The sequence below is a fragment of the Sulfuricystis multivorans genome (assembly GCF_003966565.1).
In the GTDB taxonomy this organism is placed as follows: domain Bacteria; phylum Pseudomonadota; class Gammaproteobacteria; order Burkholderiales; family Rhodocyclaceae; genus Sulfuricystis; species Sulfuricystis multivorans.
In genome coordinates this window covers 2,058,593-2,083,427 of record NZ_AP018718.1, presented here as the reverse complement: position 1 = coordinate 2,083,427, position 24,835 = coordinate 2,058,593, and the positions used below count along the sequence as shown (strand labels likewise).

At 60.0% G+C, this 24,835-nt stretch carries 25 protein-coding genes and 2 pseudogenes; all 27 read left to right on the top strand.

The window, feature by feature from the left end; genetic code table 11:
* Nucleotides 1-9: 9 nt before the first annotated feature.
* The 27 genes and pseudogenes from EL335_RS10420 (at nucleotide 10) to EL335_RS10295 (ending at nucleotide 24,833) form a co-directional block, all read left to right on the top strand.
* Nucleotides 10-333 carry a hypothetical protein gene (locus EL335_RS10420; protein ID WP_126447834.1) on the top strand — a complete coding sequence of 108 codons (324 nt, stop codon included), beginning with the start codon at nucleotides 10-12 and terminating at the stop codon, nucleotides 331-333.
* 127 nt (nucleotides 334-460) lie between these two features.
* Entirely contained in the window at nucleotides 461-1,363 is a 903-nt protein-coding gene (rfbD, locus tag EL335_RS10415; RefSeq protein ID WP_126446669.1) for a dTDP-4-dehydrorhamnose reductase, read from the top strand.
* 58 nt (nucleotides 1,364-1,421) lie between these two features.
* The gene (locus tag EL335_RS10410) at nucleotides 1,422-2,555 is read left to right on the top strand and encodes an ATP-binding protein (RefSeq protein ID WP_172600082.1); all 1,134 of its coding nucleotides are present in this window, start codon (nucleotides 1,422-1,424) and stop codon (nucleotides 2,553-2,555) included.
* Nucleotides 2,556-2,582: 27 nt separating this feature from the next.
* The gene (gene rfbA / locus EL335_RS10405) at nucleotides 2,583-3,479 is read left to right on the top strand and encodes a glucose-1-phosphate thymidylyltransferase RfbA (protein WP_126446667.1); all 897 of its coding nucleotides are present in this window, start codon (nucleotides 2,583-2,585) and stop codon (nucleotides 3,477-3,479) included.
* Nucleotides 3,480-3,582: 103 nt separating this feature from the next.
* The gene (mntA, locus tag EL335_RS10400) at nucleotides 3,583-4,011 is read left to right on the top strand and encodes a type VII toxin-antitoxin system MntA family adenylyltransferase antitoxin (protein WP_126446665.1); all 429 of its coding nucleotides are present in this window, start codon (nucleotides 3,583-3,585) and stop codon (nucleotides 4,009-4,011) included.
* On the top strand, nucleotides 4,004-4,432 hold the full coding sequence (hepT, locus tag EL335_RS10395) for a type VII toxin-antitoxin system HepT family RNase toxin (RefSeq protein ID WP_126446663.1): 429 nt from the start codon (nucleotides 4,004-4,006) through the stop codon (nucleotides 4,430-4,432). The genes mntA and hepT overlap by 8 nt, the downstream gene beginning before the upstream one ends.
* A 107-nt stretch (nucleotides 4,433-4,539) precedes the next feature.
* Complete coding sequence (gene rfbC / locus EL335_RS10390; RefSeq protein ID WP_126446661.1) at nucleotides 4,540-5,088, top strand: dTDP-4-dehydrorhamnose 3,5-epimerase; 549 nt, start codon at nucleotides 4,540-4,542, stop codon at nucleotides 5,086-5,088.
* Between the two features lie 181 nt (nucleotides 5,089-5,269).
* Nucleotides 5,270-6,355, top strand: coding sequence for a GDP-mannose 4,6-dehydratase (gene gmd / locus EL335_RS10385; RefSeq protein ID WP_126446659.1), 1,086 nt, complete (start codon nucleotides 5,270-5,272; stop codon nucleotides 6,353-6,355).
* Nucleotides 6,356-6,464: 109 nt separating this feature from the next.
* Nucleotides 6,465-6,725, top strand: a complete 261-nt coding sequence (locus tag EL335_RS10380; protein ID WP_126446657.1) for a DUF2191 domain-containing protein — start codon at nucleotides 6,465-6,467, stop codon at nucleotides 6,723-6,725.
* Nucleotides 6,722-7,168 (top strand): type II toxin-antitoxin system VapC family toxin, encoded by a 447-nt coding sequence (locus EL335_RS10375; RefSeq protein WP_126446655.1) that lies wholly within the window; start codon nucleotides 6,722-6,724, stop codon nucleotides 7,166-7,168. Before EL335_RS10380 ends, EL335_RS10375 begins: the two co-directional genes overlap by 4 nt.
* A 16-nt stretch (nucleotides 7,169-7,184) precedes the next feature.
* Nucleotides 7,185-8,309: a GDP-L-fucose synthase family protein gene (locus EL335_RS10370; RefSeq protein ID WP_126446654.1), complete on the top strand. Its 1,125-nt coding sequence runs from the start codon at nucleotides 7,185-7,187 to the stop codon at nucleotides 8,307-8,309.
* Nucleotides 8,306-8,851 carry a class I SAM-dependent methyltransferase gene (locus EL335_RS10365; RefSeq protein WP_126446651.1) on the top strand — a complete coding sequence of 182 codons (546 nt, stop codon included), beginning with the start codon at nucleotides 8,306-8,308 and terminating at the stop codon, nucleotides 8,849-8,851. The genes EL335_RS10370 and EL335_RS10365 overlap by 4 nt, the downstream gene beginning before the upstream one ends.
* Nucleotides 8,848-9,567 (top strand): FkbM family methyltransferase, encoded by a 720-nt coding sequence (locus EL335_RS10360; protein WP_126446649.1) that lies wholly within the window; start codon nucleotides 8,848-8,850, stop codon nucleotides 9,565-9,567. Before EL335_RS10365 ends, EL335_RS10360 begins: the two co-directional genes overlap by 4 nt.
* Nucleotides 9,568-9,708: 141 nt before the next feature.
* A complete protein-coding gene (locus EL335_RS10355; protein WP_126446647.1) occupies nucleotides 9,709-10,629 on the top strand; it encodes a glycosyltransferase family 10 domain-containing protein in 921 nt (306 codons plus the stop codon).
* Nucleotides 10,626-12,089: a hypothetical protein gene (locus EL335_RS10350; protein WP_126446645.1), complete on the top strand. Its 1,464-nt coding sequence runs from the start codon at nucleotides 10,626-10,628 to the stop codon at nucleotides 12,087-12,089. Before EL335_RS10355 ends, EL335_RS10350 begins: the two co-directional genes overlap by 4 nt.
* A gap of 2 nt (nucleotides 12,090-12,091) precedes the next feature.
* Nucleotides 12,092-12,973: an alpha-1,2-fucosyltransferase gene (locus EL335_RS10345; RefSeq protein ID WP_126446643.1), complete on the top strand. Its 882-nt coding sequence runs from the start codon at nucleotides 12,092-12,094 to the stop codon at nucleotides 12,971-12,973.
* A 5-nt stretch (nucleotides 12,974-12,978) separates the two neighbouring features.
* The gene (locus tag EL335_RS10340; RefSeq protein WP_126446641.1) at nucleotides 12,979-14,037 is read left to right on the top strand and encodes a glycosyltransferase family 2 protein; all 1,059 of its coding nucleotides are present in this window, start codon (nucleotides 12,979-12,981) and stop codon (nucleotides 14,035-14,037) included.
* Nucleotides 13,988-14,980, top strand: coding sequence for a glycosyltransferase family 2 protein (locus EL335_RS10335; RefSeq protein ID WP_284155335.1), 993 nt, complete (start codon nucleotides 13,988-13,990; stop codon nucleotides 14,978-14,980). The genes EL335_RS10340 and EL335_RS10335 overlap by 50 nt, the downstream gene beginning before the upstream one ends.
* Nucleotides 14,968-15,231, top strand: a pseudogene (locus EL335_RS10330) (asparagine synthase (glutamine-hydrolyzing)); the annotation flags it as partial. The gene EL335_RS10335 and the pseudogene EL335_RS10330, both read left to right, overlap by 13 nt.
* A 291-nt stretch (nucleotides 15,232-15,522) precedes the next feature.
* On the top strand, nucleotides 15,523-15,696 hold the full coding sequence (locus EL335_RS14515; protein WP_284155501.1) for a nucleotidyltransferase substrate binding protein: 174 nt from the start codon (nucleotides 15,523-15,525) through the stop codon (nucleotides 15,694-15,696).
* Between the two features lie 12 nt (nucleotides 15,697-15,708).
* Nucleotides 15,709-15,906 (top strand): hypothetical protein, encoded by a 198-nt coding sequence (locus EL335_RS14510; protein WP_284155334.1) that lies wholly within the window; start codon nucleotides 15,709-15,711, stop codon nucleotides 15,904-15,906.
* A 37-nt stretch (nucleotides 15,907-15,943) separates the two neighbouring features.
* Nucleotides 15,944-16,921 carry a virulence RhuM family protein/type II toxin-antitoxin system death-on-curing family toxin gene (locus tag EL335_RS10320; RefSeq protein ID WP_284155333.1) on the top strand — a complete coding sequence of 326 codons (978 nt, stop codon included), beginning with the start codon at nucleotides 15,944-15,946 and terminating at the stop codon, nucleotides 16,919-16,921.
* A 59-nt stretch (nucleotides 16,922-16,980) separates the two neighbouring features.
* Nucleotides 16,981-17,244 (top strand): annotated as a pseudogene (locus EL335_RS14585) (asparagine synthase (glutamine-hydrolyzing)); the annotation flags it as partial.
* A gap of 264 nt (nucleotides 17,245-17,508) precedes the next feature.
* On the top strand, nucleotides 17,509-19,821 hold the full coding sequence (locus tag EL335_RS10310; RefSeq protein ID WP_284155332.1) for an asparagine synthase-related protein: 2,313 nt from the start codon (nucleotides 17,509-17,511) through the stop codon (nucleotides 19,819-19,821).
* A 39-nt stretch (nucleotides 19,822-19,860) separates the two neighbouring features.
* Nucleotides 19,861-22,140: a lysylphosphatidylglycerol synthase domain-containing protein gene (locus EL335_RS10305; RefSeq protein ID WP_126446637.1), complete on the top strand. Its 2,280-nt coding sequence runs from the start codon at nucleotides 19,861-19,863 to the stop codon at nucleotides 22,138-22,140.
* A 264-nt stretch (nucleotides 22,141-22,404) separates the two neighbouring features.
* Nucleotides 22,405-23,577 carry an ATP-binding protein gene (locus EL335_RS10300; protein ID WP_126446635.1) on the top strand — a complete coding sequence of 391 codons (1,173 nt, stop codon included), beginning with the start codon at nucleotides 22,405-22,407 and terminating at the stop codon, nucleotides 23,575-23,577.
* Between the two features lie 125 nt (nucleotides 23,578-23,702).
* Nucleotides 23,703-24,833, top strand: coding sequence for a glycosyltransferase family 4 protein (locus EL335_RS10295; protein ID WP_126446633.1), 1,131 nt, complete (start codon nucleotides 23,703-23,705; stop codon nucleotides 24,831-24,833).
* The last annotated feature ends 2 nt before the right edge of the window (nucleotides 24,834-24,835 follow it).

The window sequence follows — 24,835 nt, the reverse complement described above, 5'->3', positions numbered from 1 at the left end:
GTGGAACAGATGCCGAAAATTGATGCCTACGAACAGGAGATTCTCGATGCCTTTGAGAAAGGTCGGCTCAAATCGGTGGCTACGAAAGCCGAGCTGGCAAAATTCAAGGCAGCGGCCCGCGCTACGGCCATCAAGGACCGACGAATCAATATCCGCCTCTCTTCCGCCGACCTGAACGACATTCAAGCCAGGGCCCTCGAAGAAGGGGTTCCCTACCAAACGCTGATAGCCAGCGTCCTCCACAAATACGTGACGGGCCGCCTGACCGAACGCGGGGTCGCCAAGCCGTCACGTCGTTCCACGACGAAACGCCGTGCCATGCAAGAAGGCTGATCCTGGACTATCCATTCGAACGGGCTGTAATCCGATGAACGTGCCCAACGTAAATCACAGCGTCCTGCACGGGCGCTATGGTTCGGGATGTTGATTCATCACGAGCACGTCGTTTCGGGACTACCTGATGAAAATCCTCCTCACCGGCAAGAACGGCCAGGTCGGCTTCGAGCTTGCGCGCGCGCTCGCCCCGCTCGCCGAGATCATCGCCGTCGGCCACGCCGAATGCGATCTTGCGAAGCCCGCCGCGATCCGCCGCCTGATCGCGCAAGTCAAGCCGCAGATCATCGTCAATCCCGCCGCCTATACCGCGGTGGACAAGGCCGAAGCCGAGCCGGATCTCGCGCAGGCGATCAATGGCGATGCGCCCGGCATCCTTGGCGAGGAGGCGAAGAGGCTCGGCGCGCTCGTCGTGCATTACTCGACCGACTACGTCTTCGACGGCCGGAAGAACGGCTGCTACAGCGAAGACGACGCCCCCGATCCGCTGAACGTCTATGGCCAAACCAAGCTCGCCGGCGAACGGGCGCTGATTGCCAGCGGCGCGCGCCATCTGATCTTCCGCGTAAGCTGGGTGTTCGGCGCGCACGGCGCCAACTTCGCAAAAACCATGCTCAGACTCGCCGCCGAGCGCGACAGCCTCAAAGTCGTCGCCGACCAGTTCGGCGCGCCGACTTCGGCAGCGCTGATCGCCGACGTGACCGCGCAGATCCTCGGCCAATACATCCGAGCGTGCCGCCCCGCTAGCGCCGACTTTGCGTACGGTTTGTATCACCTCGTCGCCGCCGGTCGCACCAGTTGGCACGAATACGCCCAGGAAGTGGTGCGGTGGGCGCGGGCTGCCGGCCAGCCGCTGCGCCTGCGTCCCGAGGACGTGCAAGCGATTACCACCGCCGACTATCCCCTGCCGGCAGCTCGTCCGGCCAATTCCTGCCTCGATACCACCAAGCTGCGCGAAACCTTCGGTCTCGTCCTGCCGGATTGGCGGGAAGGGCTACATCACGTTCTGGCGCAGATTATCCCGACTTGATTTGCTGTTGTGAAAATATAGTCGCGACTATCTTGACAGATTCGATAAAATAGCCGACATGAGGCGTTACCTCGAGGAGCTCATCGCCAAGGACCTGCAGTGCAAGATGGTGCTGGTGACCGGGCCGCGCCAAGTCGGCAAGACGACCCTGTGTCGTCATTTGATGGCGCCTCATGCTTCTGCGCAATATCTGAGCTGGGACATTGCGGCGGATCGGGCCGTCTTGCAGCGGCAGAGCTGGAATCCACGCGCCAGCTTGCTGGTGATGGACGAGATTCACAAAATGAAGGGCTGGAAAACCTGGCTCAAAGGTGTGGCCGACGGCCGGCCCCAAGGACAAGCGCTGCTGGTCACCGGCAGCGCCCGTATGGAAACCTGGCGTCAGTCGGGGGATTCTTTGGCTGGCCGTTATCTTGCATACCGGCTGCATCCGATTTCCGTACGTGAATGGTGCGAAGAACAAGGCGGAAGCGCCGATGAGGCGTTGGATCGCATCATTCAGCGGGGCGGTTTCCCGGAGCCATGCCTGGCCGATGATCCCGTCGAAGCCGAACGCTGGCGGCGGCAATATTTCACCGACCTGATTCGCGAAGACGTCGTCGAATTCTCGCGGCTGCATGAAATCAACACGATGCGGCTCTTCGTCGAGATATTGCGCGAGCGTGTAGGCTCGCCGCTGTCTTTGGCTTCGATCGCTCGCGATCTCGCCGTCGCGCCGACGACGGTGAAACGCTATCTGGATGTGCTTCACGCACTGTTCGTCGTTTTTACCGTCCTGCCTTGGCACCGCAATATTTCCCGGGCGATCCTGCAAGCGCCCAAAGTCTATTTCTTCGACACGGGTCTGGTGCGGGGAGATGCCGGCGTGCGACTGGAAAATGCCGTGGCGACGATGCTTCTGAAGCATGTACATTACCGTCAGGATGCCTACGGCAAACCGGTCGGCCTGCACTACATCCGCACCAAGGATGGCACCGAGGTGGATTTCGCGCTCAGCGAAGAAAACACATTGACGCACCTGATCGAATGCAAATTTTCCGACACATCCCCGCACCGGGCGCTGAGTGCCTTTTCGGCGCGTTTTCCCGGCGCCCAGGCCATCCAGCTGGTGCGTGATTTGCGGCAAGAAGAACAGCGCGGAATGGTGCGCATCACCTCGGCAGCCAACTGGCTGCGCAATCTCGATGCCTGACGGTAGCACGCTTCGAAAGTAACCCCAATGAACACATCACACGATCGCAAAGGCCTCATCCTCGCCGGTGGCGCCGGCACGCGCCTGCATCCGGCGACTCTGTCGATCTCCAAGCAGCTCCTACCGGTGTTCGACAAGCCGATGATCTACTATCCCCTGAGCACCTTGATGCTGGCGGGCATCCGCGAGATCCTCGTCATCTCGACGCCGCAGGACACGCCGCGCTTTGCCCAGCTCCTCGGCGACGGCCGCCAGTGGGGACTTCATCTCGACTATGCGGTGCAGCCCAAGCCCGAAGGCCTCGCGCAAGCCTTCCTGATCGGCGAGCGCTTCATCGGCGCCAATCCCAGCGCGCTGGTGCTCGGCGACAACCTGTTCTACGGCCATGATCTGCACAAACTGCTCGCCAGCGCGAACCGGCGCGAGGCCGGCGCCACGGTCTTCGCCTATCACGTGCAGGATCCGCAGCGCTATGGCGTGGTCGAATTCGACGCGAGCGGCCGCGCGCTCAGCATCGAAGAAAAACCCCAGCGGCCGAAATCGCATTACGCGGTCACCGGGCTCTATTTTTATGATCGCGAGGTCGTCGCGCTGGCCAAGACGCTCAAGCCCTCGGCGCGCGGCGAACTGGAAATCACCGACCTCAATCGCCTCTACCTGGCACGCGGCCAGCTCGACGTCGAAATCATGGGGCGCGGCTATGCCTGGCTCGACACCGGTACCCACGAATCGCTGCTCGAAGCCGGCCAGTTCATCGCCACGCTGGAAAAGCGCCAGGGACTGAAAGTAGCCTGCCCGGAGGAAATCGCCTGGCGTCAGGGTTGGATCGATGCCGAGCAACTCCGGCGGCTGGCCGAACCGCTGGCGAAGAACGGCTACGGCCAGTATCTGCTGCGGCTAATCGACGAAGGGGTGATGGCATGACAGGCGCTTGTCAAGCAAGGTGTGAAACTTTCGTTGCGGATGGACGGGGTTTCCCCGTCGGCTTGCGCCACGCGCGAAGGCGCGATTTGATAGACTCGTTTTTATGCCGCACATCCAGCAAACACCGCCGACTCATCCCCTCGATGACCGAATCGTCGCGCTGCTCAAGTCGAGCTTGCCAGATTTGCAAGCCATCTATCGCTACGGCAGCGCTGGCGGGCCCTACGAAAGACCAGACAGCGACATCGATCTCGCGATATTGGCGAAACATCCCCTGTCATTCGCAGAAAGACTGCAGCTGAGCTCGAAATTGATGTCGATGACGGGTCGCGATATCGACTTTAATGATCTCCGGACTCTGCCGGTTACCCTGCGGGTACAGATCGTCATGCACGGCGTCCGGCTTTATGCGGCGGACCAGCGTGCTGCCGAGGAATACGACTCGCTGACGTTGTCCGATTATGTGCGGCTGAATGAGGAGCGGCGCGCAATTCTCGACGACATCCACCAGAGGGGAACCATTCATGGATGAAGTCCTGCTGGGCAAGGCAGGCATCATCGAGCGCTGTCTGAAACGCATTGACGAGGAATATCGAGGCCATGAAGAGGAGCTTGCAACCAACTTCACGAGGCAAGATTCGATATTGCTGAACCTGCAACGTGCTTGTGAGGCGAGCATCGATGCCGCGATGCATTTGGTGCGTCGGCATCGTCTCGGTATTCCGACCGATAGCCGCCACGCATTTGGCTTGTTGGTGCAAGCATCCCTTCTGGAAAGCGATTTGGGCAAACACCTCGAGAGCATGGTCGGTTTTCGCAATATTGCCGTCCACAGCTACCGCGAACTGGACATCGACATTGTGCGAAACATATTGCATGATCGCATCGATGATCTGAAGCGTTTCGCGGCTTACCTGGTGAAGTCGGGTTTGTCGGAAACGAATGGGCTGTGAACGGTGAGGGATGCCAACCATCTGCACCATCGCCGCGCGACAGACAGGGGCATTCCGCTTCAGGCCGTGAAAGGGGCCGACGCCGCCAATCCGATGCTTGTCGTCTGATGAAAACCTTTCCCACCGCCATCCCCGACGTGCTGGTCATCGAACCCAGGGTGTTCACCGACGCTCGCGGCTTCTTCTTCGAAAGCTACCATCGTAGTGCGTTCAGGCAAGCCACCGGGCTCGATCCCGAATTCGTGCAGGACAATCACTCGAAAAGCGTCAAGGGCGTGCTGCGCGGCCTGCATTACCAATTGCCGCCCAAGGCGCAGGGCAAGCTGGTGCGCGTCGTGCAAGGCGCTGTCTTCGATGTCGCCGTGGATCTCCGCAAGTCCTCGCCCACCTTCGGCCGCTGGGTCGGCGAAATCCTCTCCGCCGAAAACAAACGGCAGCTGTGGATTCCGCCGGGTTTTGCGCATGGCTTTCTCACCCTCACCGAGACCGCCGAATTCCTCTACAAGACCACCGAATACTACGCCCCGGAGTATGAGCGCGCCATCCGCTGGGACGATCCGACCTTGGCCATTTCCTGGCCGCTCGACGGCGCGCCGATCCTCGCCCCCAAAGACGCCGCCGCGCCAGCCTTCGCCGAAGCGGAAATCTTCGATTGACCCGCTTGCGTGCCGCTCCGCCAGCGCGGGGTTCTATCACTTTGGTTATAAGTGTCTGAAATCGCTTGGATAACCGAAGAATAGCCCAGCGCGCTGAACTATAATGCTCGCCCGCTTAGCGCGCACTCTCAGCGCTATCACCAGCGCATCCTGTCCGCTTCAGTCATCCGCAACGAACGACATGTGTAAAAAAGCCCTCATCACCGGCATCACCGGCCAGGACGGCGCCTATCTGGCGGAGTTCCTACTCGGCAAAGGCTATGAAGTGCACGGCATCAAGCGCCGCACCAGCCTCTTCAACACCCAGCGCATCGACCACCTCTACCGCGACCCCCACGAACCCGGCGTGCGCTTCTTCCTGCACCATGGCGACATGACGGATTCTTCCAGCCTCATGCACATCGTCGAGAAGGTTCAGCCGGACGAGATCTACAACCTCGCCGCGCAAAGCCACGTGGCGGTCTCCTTTGAAGAGCCCGAATACACCGCCAACGCCGACGCCCTGGGCACGCTGCGCCTGCTGGAAGCCATCCGCACTCTGGGGCTCGGCCACAAGACACGCTTCTATCAGGCCTCCACCTCCGAGCTCTTCGGCAAGGTGCAGGAAGTGCCGCAAAAGGAAACCACGCCTTTCTATCCCAGAAGCCCCTACGCCGCCGCCAAGCTCTACGCCTACTGGATCACCGTCAACTACCGCGAGGCCTATGGGCTCTATGCCTGCAATGGTATCCTGTTCAACCACGAATCTCCCATCCGTGGCGAGACTTTCGTCACCCGCAAGATCACGCGGGGGCTTGCGCGCATCAAGCTGGGCCTGCAGGACTGTCTCTACCTGGGCAATCTCGATGCCAAGCGCGACTGGGGCCATGCGCGGGACTACGTGGAGGCCATGTGGCTCATGCTGCAGCAGCCGCAAGGCGAGGATTTCGTCATCGCCACTGGCGAGCAGTACAGCGTGCGCGATTTCGTCAACGCCGCGGCTCGCGAGTTGGGGATGGAGCTCCGTTGGGAAGGCGAGGGCGTCGAGGAAAAAGGCTGCGACACCCAAGGCCGCTGCATCGTCGCCGTGGATCCCCGCTACTTCCGCCCCACCGAGGTCGAAACGCTCCTGGGTGACGCCGCCAAGGCGCGGGAAAAACTCGGCTGGACACCGAAGATCCGCTTCGCCGAACTTGTTGCGGAGATGGTGCGCGAAGACCTCAAGGGTGCCGAGCGGGATGAGCTGGTAAAACGCCACGGCTTCTCGGCCCACAACGATCACCAATAAATTCCCGAACAAGCGCCGACGATGTTTCGCGTTATCGCCTTGCCCGCCGCCCAGGCGTCCATGACGTTATACTGTTTGATGCTTTGATGCGCCAGCTGGAGGCAGTAAGATGCGAACCACGATCACCCTCGAAGATGGCTTGGCAAGCGAATTGAAAAAACAGGCATTGGCATCGGGAAAGTCCTTCAAGCAGGTGGTGAATGAAATCCTGCTTGCCGGCCTACAGCGCCAGACGCGCCCGCGTCCATATCGCCTGAAGCCGGCGGCGCTCGGCGCACCTGCCGCCGGCGTCGATCTCGCCAAAGCCCTGCAACTGGCGGACGAGCTGGAGAATCTGGCTCTGCGCGCCAAGCTCGAGCAGCGCAAATGACCCTGGTCGATGCCAATCTGCTGATTGATGCGGTCAACCGGGACCTGCCCCAGCACAAGGCGGCGAAGGCGTGGTGGGAGAAGGTCTTGTCGGGTGCGACGACGGTCGGCATTCCCTGGGTGTCGGTGCTGGCCTTCCTTCGCATTTGCACCAGTCCGCGCATTTTCCCCAAGCCATTGACGCCCGAAGATGCCGTAGCCTACGTGGACGGCTGGCTTGCGAAGCCGCCCGTGCGCCTGGTCGCCCCCGGTGGCGCCCCCGGTGGCGCCCACTGGGCGATCCTGCGCAATCTGCTGGTGCACACGGGCACCGCGGCGAATCTCAGCACCGACAACCATATCGCCGCGTTGGCCCTCGAGCAGGGTTACGACATCTATTCCGCCGACAATGATTTCGCGCGCTTCCCGGGGTTGAAACACATCAACCCCTTGTTCCCCAAGTAAGGACATTCGCGCACTCATGAGAAGAGACGCCAGAATCTACATCGCCGGCCACCGCGGCCTGGTAGGCTCGGCCCTGATGCGGATGCTCACCGCCAAAGGCTATACCCACCTCATCACCCGCACCCATGCCGAGCTCGATCTCACCGACCAGGCCGCCGTGCGGGCCTTTTTCGAACGCGAGCGGCCGGAATACGTGTTCCTGGCCGCCGCCAAGGTGGGCGGCATCCTCGCCAACGACAGCTATCCCGCCGAGTTCATCCACCAGAACCTGGCCATCGAGACCCACGTCATCCACGAGGCCTGGCGGGTGGGGGTGAAGCGCCTGCTCTTTCTCGGCTCCTCCTGCATCTACCCGCGCGACTGCCCGCAGCCGATCAAGGAGGAGTACCTTCTAACCGGCCCGCTCGAGCCCACCAACCGCCCCTATGCGGTGGCCAAGATCGCCGGCATCGAAATGTGCTGGGCCTACAACCGGCAGTACGGCACGCGCTTCCTCGCCGTCATGCCCACCAACCTCTACGGCCCCGGGGACAATTACGACCTCACCACCTCCCACGTCATCCCGGCCATGCTGCGCAAGTTCCACCTGGCCAAACTGGCGATGGAAAAGAACTGGGCCGCCATCGAGGCCGACGAACGCCGCCATGGCCCTATCCCGGCGGACATCAAACGCGACCTTCATGCCACCTGCTTCGAAGGCGCGCCGCCGCGCGTGGTGCTGTGGGGCACCGGCACGCCCAGGCGGGAATTCCTTTACAGCGACGACCTGGCCGATGCCTGCGTCTTTCTCATGAATTTGCCGGACGAGCAATTCGATGCCCTCCTCACCGGCGCCCCTCTCCCTCTGGGAGAGGGGGCAGGGGTGAGGGCGCAACCCCCCTCTACCCTCGGGCGAAGGAATGAGGGCAAGCATCCTCCCCTCATCAACATCGGCACTGGTCATGACCTCACCATCCGCGAACTCGCCGAGCTCGTGCGCGACGTCGTGGGCTATCAGGGTGAAATCGTGTTCGATGCCAGCAAGCCCGACGGCACGCCGAGGAAGGTGCTGGATGTGTCACGCTTGGCGGCGCTGGGTTGGCAACCACGTGTCAAATTACGACAAGGGCTAGAACAATCCTTCACCGAGCTCAACCAATGAAACTCCACCTCGGCTGCGGCAAGCGCTATATCCCAGGTTTTGTCCACATCGACGCGATCGACTATCCCCATGTGGATCACGTCGCCACCATCGACAATCTGTCTTTCATTCCGGACGGCTCGGTCGATCTCATCTACAACTGCCACGTGCTGGAACATTTCAAGCGGCGCGACGTGCCGCGTGTACTCGCGGAGTGGCATCGCGTGCTCAAGCCCGGCGGGGTGCTGCGCATCTCCGTGCCGGATTTTGCTCAGATTTGCGAAGTCTATCGACGCTTCGGCAAGCTCGACCTCGTGATCGGGCCTTTGTTTGGCCGGCAGGATTACCTCTACAACATCCACTACAACGTCTTCGATTTTGACTCGCTTTCGCGCGAGCTAAGTGCAGCGGGTTTCGTCAATATCCGCCGCTACGACTGGCGGGAAACCGAGCACGCCCATGTGGACGACTTCTCCCAGGCCTACATTCCCCACATGGACAAGGAAAACGGGATTCTGATCAGCTTGAATGTCGAGTGTGAACGAACACGGGAGCGCACATGAACCCAGCCAAGGCCATTATCCAACGCGCCAAGTGGCTTTATGGGCTTTGCGTTCGCCGAGACCCATTTTTGCTCGAGGTCCGGCGCTGGTTCAGAGACAATGGGGATCAAACGCTGCGTCTCAAGTACCCCCTTGATGCACGAAGCCTGGTCATTGACGTTGGTGGCTATGTCGGTGATTTCGCTAATGCGATCCATGGTCGGTACGGCTGCCGGGTTTTGGTTTTTGAGCCTGTGGGCGAATATTACCGGTATTGTGTTTCCCGTTTTGCTGGTAACCCCAAGGTCGAGGTCTTCAACTATGGCCTCGGTTCCCGGAATGCGAGTTTGCCGATCAAGCTTGAAGGAGACGGGTCGTCTTTCTTGGAAGGCGAAGTAACGTCACGTGGTCAGAATCTCGCGCAACTGAGGCGCGCCGATAAGGTGTTGGAATCAATGGGTGTCGACCGCGTCGATTTGATGAAGATCAATATCGAAGGAGGAGAGTACGATCTGCTTGATTTGCTGATCGATACAAATTGGATTGGCAGAATTCAGTTTTTGCAAATCCAGTTCCACAACTTTGTGCCCAAAGCGGCTGAGCGAAGGCAAGCGATTCGATCGAAACTCGCTCGCAGCCATACCCAGATGTGGAATTACGAGTTTGTCTGGGAGAGTTGGATTCTGAAAGGAGCTGACAGCCCTATTCGCGCTGGGTGCGGCCAAGGTAAGGTGTAGATGTAAGTGCTCTCTGAAATCAAAAATATCCCCACAACATTTCCTAGATGGAGACCATTGACTGGAGCTTTGTGTTACAGCGGTGGTTCCGCTGAGCCATTTCTAAACGAAAACATACGGGACGGACTTAGCCGGCCATGGATGGCGCTGCGGAATGAGTTGAGGCTGCATGGCGCCGATTTGCTGCCGTTGAATCATCTTGGTAGCCGCAAGCCCGCTTTTGTCGTTCACGTCAATGCTCAGCCGATCCAACATGAGGTGCCTGCCTTTGCGATTCTAACCGAATGCGGTCTCGTTCATCCGGCCAACGTCGATGAGCGGTTGCTGCGTCAGTACCGAGTGGTGTTTACGTGGAACCCGGATCTGGTCGAAAAGGGCCTGGCAACACAGATTCATTTGGCCCACCCCTTGGGCAGGGGCGTGGTCGATGGTTATGGGCAGCGGCCCCAGTTACTGGTAATGATTGCGGCCAACAAGGCCTTGCCGGTGTGGCGGCGAGCGCAAGACTTATATCGTGAGCGTGTGCGAGCGATTCGCTGGTTCGAGCGGCATGCCCCTCAGGACTTCGCGCTGTATGGCAGGGGGTGGGATGTCTCGCCAAGGCTGCCGGCGCGCCTTGGGGGTCTCATTCACCGGGCCGAAAGGATGTTGCCTCGAATCGTGAGGTGGTTTCCCTCCTGGCGGGGAGCGATACCGGCGAAGGCTCCAGTGCTTCGGCATGCGCGCTTCTCGCTTGTCTTTGAAAACGTTTCTGGGTTGCGCGGCTATATCACCGAGAAAATCTTCGACGCCTTCTGTGCTGGAAATGTGCCTGTCTATTGGGGAGCGGAAGATGTCACGGACTATATCCCGCAGGACTGTTTCATCGATCGCCGACGCTTCGCGTCCTATGCCGAGCTTTACCACTATCTGCACGCCATGCCGGAGGCTCGGTACCTAACCTATCAACGCTCGATCGCCGAGTTTCTCGAATCGGAGGCCGCGCAGCGTTTTTCGGTCCAACGGTTCGCTCGGACCGTGGGCGATGAAATCCTATCGGCACTCGGGCTTTGTTCGCCATGAACAAAGTCGAAGCCATGACCGTGGCGTTTGGCCGCTTCTTGAACACTGCCGTTGCGCTGGGTGGTTTCGCCGCGATGACACACTTTCTGCCGCCTTCCGAGTATGCCCTCGTTGCGCTGCTGAATGTGTTCGTGGCATTTGCGGGTTTGCTTCTAATCAACCCAAGTGGCCAGTGGCTGCAACGCCACTTGCATGAGTGGCACAATACTGCCGAACTTGCAGAGCGGCTGCGGGAGAATTTGATTTACTGGGCAAGTGTGGCATCCCTGGTTGGGGCTGCGGCGGCCGTGTGGTATGGGGCCCTTATTTCCCATGACCTGATTTTGTCTTTAAGCGTCGGAGGGGCTGTCGTTGCTGTCATCCTGTTTTCAACGGGGGCGCAGACATATAGCGCGGTGGCCAACGCCCTCGGGCACCGAATGGCAGCGGTGGCGTGCGGGACGGCTGCAGCGGGACTGCCCCTGCTCTTCGCTGTGCTCGCGGTAGCGTGGCGCGTTGATGGCGTTAGCTGGTTCGGTGGCCAGGCCGTTGGTGCGGCAGTGGCGTTTTGGAGCGTTCGGGGGGCGCTCAACCGGTTGTTATTTTCCACGCGCTCCAGCGCAGAGGCTACGCCTCCTAGCCAGCCCTTTTTCAAGGATCGGCACTACTGGCACTTCGCCCTTTCGCTCACCGCCGTGACGGGAGCCATGTGGCTGGAGGGCAATGGTTACCGTTTTGTGCTGGAACGGTACTGGTCGGCAGAGACGCTCGGCGTGTTTTTGGTGTCGCTGAGTGTTCCGGCGCAAATGACTTCTGTGATGGAGTCCTTCATTTTCCAATACGTATATCCCTATTTCTTCCGCAATCTCAACGGAGTAGAGCGAGCAGGCCAGAAGGCCGAGGTCAGCTCCGCCCTGACTGGGACACTGCTGCCCTTGTATTGGGCATGGGGGGGCCTTCTGCTCGTCATGGCCCCGCAGTTCCTGTTCCTTCTGGCCGGGCCGGCCTATCATGCTGCGGCTCAATGGGTGGTGTTCGGCTGTCTGCTCGAAGTGGCAAGGCTCACAGTGAATGCCTTCACCGTCATTGCGCTCGCTAACAAAGACTATAAGCCGTTCATGGGCCCGTTTACCGTAGGCGCAGTCGGCAGTCTGTTGAGTGCCGTGGCGGTTCAAGCGCTCGATCTCACGCCATGGATGTTCGGTTTGGGTTTGGTGGCGGCTGCTGGAATCAAGGCCGCGTTGGTGGCCTGGCGCGCCAATCAACAGATGGCTCTGCGCCTGCCGGTCCGACGGCGTATGCTCGGGCTGCTGGTGCTTCTGGCCGGTGCAGCAGCGCAGACATGGACTGCGGAAAATCATGGACCATGGCTTGCGTTTGCGGTGCTACTTCTGGGCGGAACCGCCGCCGTGGCGTTGGGTTACCTGCACCTGCGGACCGTGCCGGCGTTTGTTCGGATGGTAAGCGTTCGGTTGAGTTAGCCATGATCATCGTTCGTTTGTGCGGGGGCCTTGGCAACCAAATGTTCCAGTACGCTGCGGGGCTTGCCCTGTCGCTTCGACACGGCGTGCCTTTGCGATTCGACCTGGAGTGGTTTGATAGGGTGCACTTGCATCAGGGCCTCGAATTGGACCGGGTCTTCGGGCTCGATCTACCCCGTGCCACGCCTTCCGAAATGCGTCAGGTGCTCGGTGGGTTTTCGCATCCGCTCGCACGTCGTTTGGTTGTCCGCAAGCGTCTGCGCTGGCTGCTGCCAGCAAGCTACGCCCTGGAGCCGTATTTTCACTATTGGCCGGGCTTCGAGACGCTCGGCCCGAATGCCTACCTTGATGGCTATTGGCAAAGCGAACGGTATTTTCAGCGGCATGCCGGGTCCGTCCGCGCCGCCTTCCGCTTCGCGGTTGCACTCGATGAGCGGAACCGAACGCTCATGGAAGAGATGGCGATGCACGAGAGTGTGTCCGTGCATGTCAGGCGCGGCGATTTCGTTCAGGATCCGGTTGTCCGCAGGGTGCACGGCGTGGATCTGACGGCCTATTATCCGCAGGCGCTAGCGGTCATGATGGGACGGTTACGGAATCCGCACTTTTATGTCTTCTCCGACGATCCCGAGTGGGTTCGGGGTAATCTGCGTCTGTCTGCGCCGCTGACCATCGTCGAGCATAACCGAGGCAAGAACAGTTACCGTGACATGCAGCTCATGAGCGCGTGTCGCCATCATGTCCTCGCCAACAGCAGCTTCAGTTGGTGGGGCGCGTGGCTTAATCAGTGGCGAGACAAAATCGTGGTTGCGCCAAAGCAGTGGTTCAAGGTTCGGGACTTCGACACGCGCGACCTTTATTCGCCTGGGTGGATTGTTTTGTGAGCGTTATGAGACTGCAAGCATCGCCGCTCGTCTCGGTGCTGATGCCTGTTTACAACGCGGAACGCTTCGTCGGCCAGGCAATCGAATCCATCCTGGCGCAGTCGTTCCAGGATTTCGAGTTCATCATCATCGACGATGGCTCGACGGATGGCACTTTGGCCGTCCTGCAGCGTTACGCAGCGAGCGATCCCCGCATTCGCTTGATCAGCCGCGAAAACCACGGGCTGGTGGCCACCCTCAACGAAGGGATTGAACTTGCGCAGGGTGAATGGCTCGCGCGGATGGACGCGGATGATATAGCGCTACCAAACCGGCTTGCTCATCAGCTCAAATGCCTTGCAGAAAGAGGGGCGGATTTTTGTGGCGGAGCGGTGCAGTGTTTTGGTGCGTGGCGTGCGCTCTGGCGTTATCCCAAGACACACGAGGGGTGCCAAGTTCGCCTGCTTTTCGACGTGCCGTTCGCCCATCCGACCGTCGTCGGTAGGCGCGCTGCATTTTCCAGTTTGCGCTACCGCGAGGATTTCGATCGTGCACAGGATTATGATCTCTGGCAACGCGCGTGGGCGGCGGGATACCGACTGGTCAACACGGATGAGGTGGTGTTGCATTATCGCGTTCATGATGGGCAGGTTTCCGCGCGCCATACCAGTGATCAGCAACGACGCGCCGACCTTGTACGCCGTCGGCAGTGGGCCGCATTGTTTCCAGAATTATCCGAAGATGGCGTGGGCGCGATCGTCACGGGCATGCGTGAGGGTAGCGGTCAGACAGCGCTGTTGCTGCCAGCATTCAAAACGCTTTTGTCTCGTTATGAAGGTGAAGCCCGTGAGGTGCTGTTGTTTGACGCCTACCGCATGTTTTGCCGGATGGCGGGGAACGATCCAGCTGCCGCGAAGCACTGGCTACATCTCACCTCGGTAGCGGGTGCAGGCCGGAGGATGCTGGATTACCAGCGGGCGGCGGTTTTGTTGCTGATTTCGACTATGCAACTTCGCAGCACTGCGTTCGTTTACCGTGCGCTTCGGTCAGTTCGCCACCACCTGGCAGCGTGGCTGGAAAGGTAGCGCCGTGATTTCCGTTGTCATACCCCTCTACAACAAGGAACGCCATATTGCAAAGGCCATTGAAAGCGTTCTCGGGCAGGCGACCCCTCCGGCAGAGGTGATCGTGGTCGACGATGGTTCGACTGATGGCGGCGCAGAGATCGTTAAATCTTATTCAGAGCCGGTGCGCTTGATTAAGCAGGCCAATCGGGGCGTAAGTGCTGCCCGCAATCGAGGGATTCGAGAGGCCCGCCATGAGCATGTCGCCTTCCTGGATGCAGATGACTGGTGGGAGGCAGGCCATTTGGAGACATTGGAGAGACTAATCCAACGGTTTCCGGAGGCAGGTCTCTACAGCACGGCCCACAGGATATTTCGAGCAGGCCAATACTATCGCCCACGCAGTGTGTTTCGTGGGGGTTGGGTCGGGGTCGTGGATAACTTTTTCGAGGCGTATGGGAATGGTTTATCCCTGGTCAATTCGATTACGGCCTGCGTCAAAAGGAGCTGTGCCATGGAAATGGGAGGGTTTCCTGTGGGGATCAAGCGAGGGGAAGACATCATCCTGTGGTGCAAGCTTGCGTTGCGCTACCCCGTTGCACATTCCGAAATTCCCACCGCTGTTTACAATCAGCAGGCGATGAATCGAAGCGATCAGTTACGAGAGATGGAACCACCGGGTTCGTTGGTTTTTCTTGCGGAATTGCTGGGCTCAAGCGATTTGGATGCGCAAACACGTCGTGGTGTTGCCATGTTGTTCGATCGCATTGCGTTTTTTACCGCGGCAGGGTTTGCTCTTAATCAGGATTACATAGGGATCGATGCCATCCGGCGGATTGCCCGCACGGCCGCGCGCCACCGGGTTGCTGGCGCCCTGACGCTGCTGCGCTTAGTACCGACATCCTTACTCAGACTTGCTCGACACTTCCGGCATAGGCGAGAAGATTATCCGTGTGCGGCCTGACCGGATTCTGGACTCCCCACCGCCTGCCCGATGCGCTGGCTGACACCGCGCGGCGGATGGCGGATACCCTCGTGCATCGTGGGCCGGATGATGCCGGCGTGTGGGTGGATGAGACGGCAGGCGTGGCGCTTGCCCACCGGCGGCTTGCGATCCTCGATCTATCGCCCGCCGGGCATCAGCCGATAGTGTCGCCTTCGGGCCGGTATGTGATCGCGTTCAATGGTGAGATTTATAACCATCTGGAGTTGAGGAAGGCCCTCACCCCCAACCCCTCTCCCAGGGGGGAGAGGGGAGTGGCCCTCACCCCCAACCCCTCTCCCGGGGGGAGAGGGGAGTGGCCCTCACCCCCAACCCCTTTCCCAGGGGGGAGAGGGGAGCGGCCCTCACCCCCAACCCCTCTCCCGGGGGGAGAGGGGAGAGATCAAGTCTGTCAGAGATGGGTTCACGAGTCACCCCCAACCCCTCTCCCAGGGGGAGAGGGGAGAAGTCCATCACCCAGACAACCTGATCACGATGCGAACTCAACAGACGAGCCAAGAGAGATGACGGACCCAGACATCCGCTGGAAACAGCGCTTCGACAACTATCAGCGCGCCTTGCGACAACTTGCGGCGGCGGTGGCGTTAAGCCGCGAGCGGCCACTATCGGAACTGGAGCGGCAGGGCCTGATCCAGGGCTTTGAGTTTACGCACGAACTGGCGTGGAACGTGCTCTAGGACTAGCTCGAGATGGAGGGGAATAGGGGGCTGGTCGGCTCGCGCAGCACGGTGCGCGAGGCATTCAAGCGCTTACTCCTGCCCTATCAGGTCGATTTGTGCTGGCTTGCCGCTGTGGATAACCCTTCCTTGTGCGCCCATATCGGGCGGGTGGGGCCGGTGTTGTACGAGCAAGCTGCCGCCCCCGGCGCAAACGGTGAGATGAAATGAGCGGACGAAAGGGATCATGAAGCCTGATGCTGACATCGTGATCTACGACAGCGGTGAAGCCCGTGTGGAGGTGAGGCTCGATCGCGACAACCTGTGGCTCAGCCTGCACCAGATCGCCGACCTGTTCGAGCGCGACAAATCGGTGATCTCGCGCCATCTGCATAATATCTTCGTCAGTGGCGAACTGGAGCGGGAAGCAACTGTTGCAAAAAATGCAACGGTTCAACGCGAGGGCGGGCGCCAAGTCGTTCGCGAAATCGAGTATTACAACCTCGACGCCATTATCTCCGTCGGCTACCGCGTCAACTCCACGCGTGCCACACGCTTTCGCCAGTGGGCTACAGGCGTGCTGCGCGAACATCTGACCCGCGGCTTCACGCTTGACCGCCAGCGTTTCGAGCAAAACGCCGCCGAGCTGGAAGCCGCACTCGCACTGGTCAAGAAGGCCGCTGCGGGCGAGGCGCTCACCGTAGATCAAGGCCGCGGGCTGGTGGATGTGATTGCCCGCTACACCCAGACCTTTCTCTGGCTGCAACGTTACGACGAGGGGCTGCTCACCGCTCCGGCGGGCAGTCCAGGCGGTGAATTGCCGAGTTTGGATGAGGCCCGTGCGGCAATTGCGCGGCTCAAGGCCGATTTGATGGCGCGAGGTGAAGCCTCCGATCTGTTCGGGCACGAGCGCGGGGATGCCTTCGCGGCCATTTTGGGCAACCTGGAGCAGACGGTGTTTGGCGAATCGGCCTATCCCACCATCGAGACCAAGGCTGCGCACCTTTTGTATTTCGTCATCAAGGACCATCCGTTCTCGGACGGCAACAAGCGTTGCGGGGCGTTTCTGTTCGTCGATTTTCTAGCGCGCAACGGGCGGCTCATGCGCGACGGCGAGCCGGTGATCAACGACGTGGGGCTGGCGGCACTGGCGCTGTTGGTGGCGGAATCCGACGCCAAGAACAAGGACGTGATAATTCGCTTGATCGAGAACATGTTGGCGCCGCCGTCGATTCGGGGGGGCTGAGGCATGCCATTGATCCCAATCCCAGAACTCGCCATGCTCGACGGAAGGAACTTGCCCTCATGTGCGGCCTGACCGGATTCTGGACTTCTCACCGTTTGCCAGATGCGCTGCCCGATACCGCACGCCGCATGGCGGACACGCTCACCCACCGCGGCCCGGACGACGCCGGGGTGTGGGTGGATGAGGCTGCCGGCTTGGCGCTTGCCCACCGGCGGCTTGCGATACTCGATCTTTCCCCGGCTGGGCATCAGCCGATGGTGTCGGCTTCCGGCCGCTATGTGATCGCGTTCAATGGGGAGATTTACAACCATCTGGAGTTGAGGAAGGCCCTCACCCTTGGCCGTTCTGACGGGAAGAGAGACGTGTGGCCCTCACCCCCGACCCCTCTCCCGGCGGGAGAGGGGAGCGGCCCTCACCCCCAACCCCTCTCCCAGGGCGAGCGGGGAGTGGCCCTCATCCCCAACCCCTCTCCCAGCGAGAGAGGGGGGTTCTCTGCTCTGACCACTCTCCCAGAGGGAGAAGGGACGCAAGTTTTCCCCTCTCCCGCTTGCGGGAGAGGGGTTAGGGGTGAGGGCAGAAGCGTCCCCATGGAACTGCGAGCCTTCGCGCGCCAGCTGCGCCGCGAGGCCACCGACGCCGAGCGTTTGATGTGGTATCTCCTGCGGGATCGCCGCCTGGCCGGCCGGAAGTTTCGACGGCAACACCCGGTGCCGCCCTACGTGCTCGACTTTTACTGCGCCGAGCTGAAGCTTGCGATCGAGCTCGACGGTGGGCAACATGCCGAGCGGTTTGAGCGCGATGCCCAGCGCGAAGCTTACCTTGCGGAGCACGGGATCAGGGTATTGCGCTTCTGGAATCATGAAGTGCTGTCGCAGACAGAGGCGGTGCTGGAGGCCATTTGGCGTGAAGTGGCGCCCTCACCCCTAGTCCCTCTCCCAGGGGGAGAGGAAAGCGGCCCTCACCCCCAACCCCTCTCCCAGGGGGAGAGGGGAGTGGCCCTCACCCCCAACCCCTCTCCCGGCGGGAGAGGGGAGTGGCCCTCACCCCCGACCCCTCTCCCAGCGGGCGAGGGGGGTGCGTGGCGGGGGCATTCGGATACCGAAACACTGCTGGCCTACTTCGAGGCCTGGGGTGTCGAAGAGACGCTCAAGCGCGCGGTAGGGATGTTCGCGCTCGCGTTGTGGGATCGCGAAACCCGCACGCTCACGCTCGCCCGCGACCGCATGGGGGAAAAGCCGCTCTATTACGGCTGGGTGCGCGGGGCGCTGGTGTTTGGGTCGGAGCTCAAGGCGCTGCGGGCGTTTCCGGGCTTCGACAACGGCATCGAGCGCCGTGCGCTGGCGCTCTTCATGCGCCACAACTATGTGCCCGCGCCGTGGAGCATTTACGAGAACATCTGGAAGTTGCCGCCGGGGTGTTATGTGCAGTTCGATTTGCGGCCCCCACCCCCCAACCCCTCTCCCGCCGGGAGAGGGGGGTTGCCCTCACCCCCAACCCCTCTCCCAGGGGGAGAGGGGAGTGGCCCTCACCCCCAGCCCCTCTCCCCGGGGGAGAGGGGAGTTGCCCTCACCCCCAACCCATCTCCCGGTGGGAGAGGGGAGGTCAAAGCTTACTGGCGCGTGGCGAATGCGGTGGAGGCGGGGCTTCGTGAGCCCTTCGTGGGCACGGATGCCGAGGCCGCAGAGGCGTTGGAACGCCTGCTCAAGCAATCCATCACCGGGCAGATGCTGGCGGATGTGCCTTTGGGCGCATTCTTGTCGGGCGGCATCGACTCAACCACCATTGTGGCGCTGATGCAGGCGCAATCGAGTCGGCCGGTGAAGACCTTCACCATCGGTTTCCATGAGGGGGACTACAACGAAGCCGAGCACGCCAAGGCGGTAGCGCGTCATCTGGGCACCGAGCACACGGAGCTTTACGTCACACCCGATGAGGCGATGGCGGTCATTCCGCATCTGCCCGCGCTTTACGACGAGCCGTTTGCCGATTCCTCACAAATCCCCACCTTCCTGGTGGCGCAACTGGCACGCCAGCACGTGACGGTGAGCCTTTCGGGCGACGGGGGCGATGAGCTCTTTGGAGGCTACAACCGCTATTTCTGGACGCGCGCGCTGTGGAAGCGGCTGGGCCGGATGCCCATGCCACTGCGTCGGGCGCTGGCCGCGGTGACGACTGCCCCCTCCCCGCAGGCCTGGAACCGCTTGTTTGGCTTGCTCCAGCCAGTGTTGCCGCGTCGGCTTAGGGTCAAGCTCGCGGGCGACAAGATGCACAAGCTGGCCGAGCTCGTGGCGCTGGATTCTCTTGAGGCGGTGTATCGCTATCTGGTCTCCCACTGGAAGCATCCGGCCGAGGAGCTGGTGCTGGGCGCCACCGAGCCCGAGACGATTCTTTCCCGCCGCGACGAGTGGCCCGCACGTCTTGCGCGCGGAGATCAGCCTTTCGAGGACGTGATGATGTTCCTCGACCAGCTCACCTATCTACCCGACGACATCCTGGTCAAGGTGGATCGTGCGGCGATGGGCGTGAGCCTGGAAACCCGCGTGCCGCTTTTGGACCACCGCGTGGTGGAATTCGCCTGGCAGCTGCCGCTTTCCATGAAGATTCGCGATGGCCAGTCCAAGTGGCTGCTGCGCCAGGTGCTTTATAAGCATGTCCCGAGGGAATTGATGGAAAGGCCCAAGATGGGCTTCGGCGTGCCGCTGGATCAGTGGCTGCGCGGGCCGCTGCGGGAGTGGGCGGAGGATTTGCTGTCCGAAGCACGGCTCAAACGCGAAGGTTTTCTCAACCCCGAGCCCGTGCGCAGACAATGGGCGGAGCATCTTTCGGGCCGGCGCAACTGGGCGTATTACCTGTGGGATGTGTTGATGTGGGAGGCGTGGTGGGATTTTGTGAAGAAATAACTCAGCTGCCGTTTCTATCGGGATTTTGAGGTAATTTTAATGTCAGCAAAACGCGCAATAACTTTCGGTTGTACGCTCATCGTTCTTTTTCTGGTGTTTTGGTGGGTTGGGCCATATGAAGTCGCACACCGCCTTAGCCATCTTTCCGTGGGAACCTGGGCTAGTCTGTTTGCGTTGCTTACGCTCAATCTTTTATTGGTGCTGTTCCGTTCCTGGCGAGTGACGGTGCATTTTGGCATCCATCTGCCATTTGACGTAACTGCGCGGGCGAATATGGCGGGTTATGCCGCAGGTCTATTCTTTGTTCCGCTGCTGGCACAAGTAGCGGGACGTCAGGCCGTTTTCCATAAAATTGGTATTGCTCCGGCTGTAAATTCGGCGTTGGTAGCATATGAACGTGGATTGTTGGCTCTTATCAGTGGGGGTCTTGCTACTTTCGGAGCTGTGTATGTCTTTGGCGAACAGCTCGTTGGCCAATTCATTGGAGAGCTTTCCTTGGGTCAAGTGACCCTTATCGTTTGTGGCGGTGGCGCGGTCAGTGCGTTCGTCGGAAGAGGGAGTTTTGAGAAAAAACTTTTTTCTGGCATGTTGACCTGGAGATATCTCTTAAAACTTTTTCAGGACATATTTATTACGTTTCTTGCTCTGCTGGCGATGCTGGCATCCTTTGTCGTGGTCTTAACATCGATTGTCCCAACGGCCGGCGTGCTGAAATTGCTTGCTGCCGCTGCGGTCATTAGCTTCGCTGCAAGCATGCCGATTAGTGTCGGGGGGTGGGGGCCCAGGGAAGTTGCGTCTTTACTGGTGCTTGGGCATTTGGGTATAGGCTCTGCAGATGCTGTGGCTGCTTCAGTTATCATCGGGAGCGCATCCCTGTTGACAACACTCTTTGTGACTGCTGTGATGTTTGCTTTGCCTCGACACGATTTGGCTGTTGATAGTGATTGCATCATTCAGGAAAGGGGCTCAGAGAAAATGCTTGCTCTGACAAAAAATGCAGCATGGATCTTAGGGCTGGCGATCGCACTGACCGTTTTTTTTCAGGTGCATGTTTCTTGGCCGGGCAACGTAATCAATGTCAATCTGGCGGATCCTTTCGCCATGCTTGCGCTTGGCGCTGTGGCGTTGCACGTTGGATTCCAACGGACATGGCCCACATGGAATGTCTCGCGCTTTAACGCAATGCTTGTAGCCATCACACTGCTTTTGGTCTTTGGTTTCGTGTGGGGTTATGGAAAAATAGGCCTCAATGCTTGGGCTGTGAACAATAGATTGTTCGGTTGGTTGGTTTTGCTCGGTTATCTTGCGGCTGGATATCTCGTGGTCGAACATCATGCAGCACATGGTAGGAGGCGGTTTATCGAGACACTGTTCGCGACAGCCTGTGTGCTGGTCGTATTTCAGATTGTCATACGGTGGTTGCACACAGCTGGTCTCCATTTGTTTGGGGATCTGTCGGCCAACTTCGAGGGTTATGCTGGAAACAGAAACGCGTTTGCGTTTCAGCTATTGATGATTTTGGCCTTGTTTCTAGGCTATGCCGCTGTGTGGTCTCGCCTATTGGCAAGAAAAGTACGGGGCGTAAAAGTCATATTACCGTTGGCCATGGGGATTGTCTTGTTAGGAATCATCCTGACGGGCTCTCGCGCTGCGCTGGGGGCTTCATTAGTGATGTGGATGGTTGCGTGGTTGGGGCGCATGACTGACCGGCGCCTACTCGCACAAGGTGTGCTGGTCGCCGGGCTAGTATGGATAATAATCAACAATTCGGCGCCGGGGATTCAGTCGGCGCTGGGGATTCAGTCGGCGTGGTCATCCGAGTCGAGTGATCAAGCGCGATGGGATGCCAATTGGCATGCACTCCAGATGTGGCGGCAAGAACCCTTAACCGGAACCGGGTTGGGGGTGTTTATCGCAGTAAGCTCCCAGTGGTTTGGGTTTCCCATGGTCATTCATAGCACGCCGATTTGGATTCTGGCGGAGTTTGGTGTGTTGGGTGTGGCGGTGATTGGTCTCTTCTTTTATCTGCTAGTGCGATATGCTTTGAGGAACTGGAGAGGGCTTCCCAGGTTACCAGTACAGCGTGCGCTCCTGTTCGCACTCCTCGCCTTTGGAATATTTTCCCTCGTGCATGAAATGCTTTACCAGCGGATTTGGTGGTTGGTGGTAGGCTTACTTTTGGCTTGCCCTCAAAGGCCCGCCGTTCCAAGCAGGCTGGACGGCAATGTGAAGAAGCCAGATACTTTTGGCTTGCCCTCAAAGGCCCGCCGTTCCAAGCAGGCAGCCAAGGTGACCTGTTGCGTAGCGTTTAGGTCATGAGATGCCACGAGTTTGACCGGATGATGAAAACCATCGCAGCTGCCCGCAGGCTCCACAGCGCTCAAGCTACAATCCTCCAAATCCGGGAAAGTCAAAACCATCTCTCCGGCACCAGCCTTAGCGTATTCCAACCCGGTGGCCGTCCAAGCTATCGTGACCACCGCAGTCTCAGCGTGCCTAACCCAGGCTTTCTTGGTCACGAGCGTGCTGGGCAATTGTAATTCAAATTGACAATTGCCCGACTGGACCGCTAGGATGGCCGTCATGATTCCCCGACAGGCCCAGGCTTCTCTGCATCAGTTGGCGGGTTGGTATCCAGCGGTCGCGATCATCGGTCCGCGTCAGTCGGGCAAAACGACGTTGGCGCGTCTGGCGTTTCCCGACAAGCCCTATGTTTCGCTGGAAAATCCGGACGAGCAGGACTTTGCGCGACAGGATGCGCGCGCGTTTCTCGGGCGCTTTCCCGAAGGGGCGATCATCGACGAGGTGCAGCGCGCGCCGGCGCTCTTTTCCTGGTTGCAGGAAGTGCTCGATGCCGATCGCCGCACCGGCCGCTTCGTGCTGACGGGCTCGTGGCAGCCGGGTTTGCGCGGCGGCATCGCCCAGTCCCTGGCGGGGCGGGTGGGGCATTTGAACCTGCTGCCCCTGTCCATGCAGGAATTGCTTGAGGCAAAGCTTCTCCCCGCCACCTTGCCCGAGTGCCTGCTCAAAGGCGGCTTCCCGCCGCTCTACGACCGCGCCATTCCCCCTCATGTCTGGTTCGCCGATTACACGACAACCTATCTGGAACGGGATGTGCGCCAGATCCTGGAGCTGCGTGATCTGGGCGCCTTTCACCGGTTTCTGCGCATGTGCGCGGCGCGCACCGGGCAGTTGGTGAATCTCTCCCAGCTTGCGGCCGATTGCGGGATTACCCACAACACGGCAAAGAGTTGGTTGTCGGTGCTGGAAGCAAGTTACCTGATCTTCCTGCTCTCACCCTGGCATCGCAATATTGGCAAGCGGCTGGTGAAAACCCCCAAGCTCTATTTTCTCGATGTGGGGCTTGCGGCCTGGCTGGCCGGCCAGCGCAGCGAAGAGGCCATTGCGCTGGGGCCGATGCGCGGTCCCCTGTTAGAGACCTGGGTGGTGAGCGAGACGATCAAGACCCTGCGCAACCGGCTCCTACCCCATGAACTGTTTTTCTACCGCGATGCCCATGGCCGTGAGATTGATCTGATTTTGGAGGTGGACGGCGTGCCGCGTCTCGCGCTGGAGTGCAAGGCCGGCGAGACCCCCGCCGCTGACTGGTTCGCGCCGCTTGCTAGGCTCGCCGAAGAAATCGGCGCAGCCCGCGCGGCGGTGCTCTTCGGGGGAGACAGAGACCAGCCGCGCCAGCCGGTGCCGGCGATCGGCTGGCGCAACCTGCCGGATTGGCTGGCAGGGGCGATGGGGTGAGCGATGCTGCCGGCAGGCGGGCACCTTGTGTTTCTGGTCACCGAAGACTGGTACTTCGTCTCCCATCGTCTTGCCTTGGCCAAGTCTACCGCGATCTTTGGTTTGCCTGTTATCGAGCATAGAAAATGAAGACCGTCGCCATTATCACCAGTTTTGCACCTTCGTTAGCGAATTTTCGAGGGCCGTTGATTCGTGAGATCGCCAGTCGTGGCCACCGCGTAGTGACGCTAGCGCCGGATTTCGACGAAGAAAGCCGTACCGCCGTGCACGCCTTGGGAGCGGAAACACAGGACTATCCGCTTTCTCGTACCGGAATGAACCCGCTTCATGACTCGGCCAGCCTGATGGCACTGTACAGAAGTTTGACTGTCTTACGTCCTGATGTTGTGCTGAGCTATTTCATTAAGCCTGTGATCTACGGAACTATGGCGGCTGCTTGGGCTGCGGTGCCGCATCGGGTAGCCATGATTCCCGGATTGGGATTCGCGTTTACCGTTCCCGGCGCACCTCTGAATATCAAGCGAAGGATGTTGCAAACTGGGGTCTCCATACTTTACCGCCTAGCGCTGCAGCGGGCCCATGTCGTATTGACGTTTAATCCAGACGACGCAAAAGAGCTAAAAACACGTGGGCTTGCGCGACCAGCGCGGGTCTCCTGTGTTGGGGGGACAGGCGTCGATCTCGACGAATGGCCAGGAGCCGCCTTGCCCTCCCTACCAGAGCATCCCATCACCTTCGCCATGGCCGCGCGCCTGCTGCGCGAGAAAGGCGTGCGGGAATATGTGGCGGCTGCACGCATCATCAAGGCACGCCATCCGGACGTGCGTTTTTTGCTGCTAGGTGGGCTGGATGAGAATCCTGGAGCCATAGGGCGCGCCGAGGTGGAAAGCTGGGCAGACGAAGGCGTGATCGAGTGGCTTGGACACGTGGCGGTCAAACCCTGGTTGACCCAGACCCACGTTTATGTCCTGCCATCTTACCGAGAGGGCGTCCCGCGCAGCACGCAGGAGGCGATGGCAATGGGGCGGGCGGTCATCACCACGGATGCACCCGGCTGCCGCGAAACCGTGGTACCGGGGCACAATGGTTTCCTTGTACCGGTACGGGATGCCCCGGCATTGGCTGCGGCGATGGAACGGTTCATTCTCGAGCCCGATCTGATCTCGAGCATGGGTGCTACCAGTAGGCGTTTGGCGGAAGAACGTTTCGATGTGCGTAAGATCAATGCGCAACTCCTGAGAATCTTGGGGCTGTGAGC

Coding starts and splice junctions, on each gene's coding strand:
- EL335_RS10420 (WP_126447834.1), top strand. CDS start 10: ATGCCGAAAATTGATGCCTACGAACAGGAGATTCTCGATGCCTTTGAG.
- rfbD (WP_126446669.1), top strand. CDS start 461: ATGAAAATCCTCCTCACCGGCAAGAACGGCCAGGTCGGCTTCGAGCTT.
- EL335_RS10410 (WP_172600082.1), top strand. CDS start 1,422: ATGAGGCGTTACCTCGAGGAGCTCATCGCCAAGGACCTGCAGTGCAAG.
- rfbA (WP_126446667.1), top strand. CDS start 2,583: ATGAACACATCACACGATCGCAAAGGCCTCATCCTCGCCGGTGGCGCC.
- mntA (WP_126446665.1), top strand. CDS start 3,583: ATGCCGCACATCCAGCAAACACCGCCGACTCATCCCCTCGATGACCGA.
- hepT (WP_126446663.1), top strand. CDS start 4,004: ATGGATGAAGTCCTGCTGGGCAAGGCAGGCATCATCGAGCGCTGTCTG.
- rfbC (WP_126446661.1), top strand. CDS start 4,540: ATGAAAACCTTTCCCACCGCCATCCCCGACGTGCTGGTCATCGAACCC.
- gmd (WP_126446659.1), top strand. CDS start 5,270: ATGTGTAAAAAAGCCCTCATCACCGGCATCACCGGCCAGGACGGCGCC.
- EL335_RS10380 (WP_126446657.1), top strand. CDS start 6,465: ATGCGAACCACGATCACCCTCGAAGATGGCTTGGCAAGCGAATTGAAA.
- EL335_RS10375 (WP_126446655.1), top strand. CDS start 6,722: ATGACCCTGGTCGATGCCAATCTGCTGATTGATGCGGTCAACCGGGAC.
- EL335_RS10370 (WP_126446654.1), top strand. CDS start 7,185: ATGAGAAGAGACGCCAGAATCTACATCGCCGGCCACCGCGGCCTGGTA.
- EL335_RS10365 (WP_126446651.1), top strand. CDS start 8,306: ATGAAACTCCACCTCGGCTGCGGCAAGCGCTATATCCCAGGTTTTGTC.
- EL335_RS10360 (WP_126446649.1), top strand. CDS start 8,848: ATGAACCCAGCCAAGGCCATTATCCAACGCGCCAAGTGGCTTTATGGG.
- EL335_RS10355 (WP_126446647.1), top strand. CDS start 9,709: ATGGCGCTGCGGAATGAGTTGAGGCTGCATGGCGCCGATTTGCTGCCG.
- EL335_RS10350 (WP_126446645.1), top strand. CDS start 10,626: ATGAACAAAGTCGAAGCCATGACCGTGGCGTTTGGCCGCTTCTTGAAC.
- EL335_RS10345 (WP_126446643.1), top strand. CDS start 12,092: ATGATCATCGTTCGTTTGTGCGGGGGCCTTGGCAACCAAATGTTCCAG.
- EL335_RS10340 (WP_126446641.1), top strand. CDS start 12,979: ATGAGACTGCAAGCATCGCCGCTCGTCTCGGTGCTGATGCCTGTTTAC.
- EL335_RS14515 (WP_284155501.1), top strand. CDS start 15,523: ATGACGGACCCAGACATCCGCTGGAAACAGCGCTTCGACAACTATCAG.
- EL335_RS14510 (WP_284155334.1), top strand. CDS start 15,709: ATGGAGGGGAATAGGGGGCTGGTCGGCTCGCGCAGCACGGTGCGCGAG.
- EL335_RS10310 (WP_284155332.1), top strand. CDS start 17,509: ATGGAACTGCGAGCCTTCGCGCGCCAGCTGCGCCGCGAGGCCACCGAC.
- EL335_RS10305 (WP_126446637.1), top strand. CDS start 19,861: ATGTCAGCAAAACGCGCAATAACTTTCGGTTGTACGCTCATCGTTCTT.
- EL335_RS10300 (WP_126446635.1), top strand. CDS start 22,405: ATGATTCCCCGACAGGCCCAGGCTTCTCTGCATCAGTTGGCGGGTTGG.
- EL335_RS10295 (WP_126446633.1), top strand. CDS start 23,703: ATGAAGACCGTCGCCATTATCACCAGTTTTGCACCTTCGTTAGCGAAT.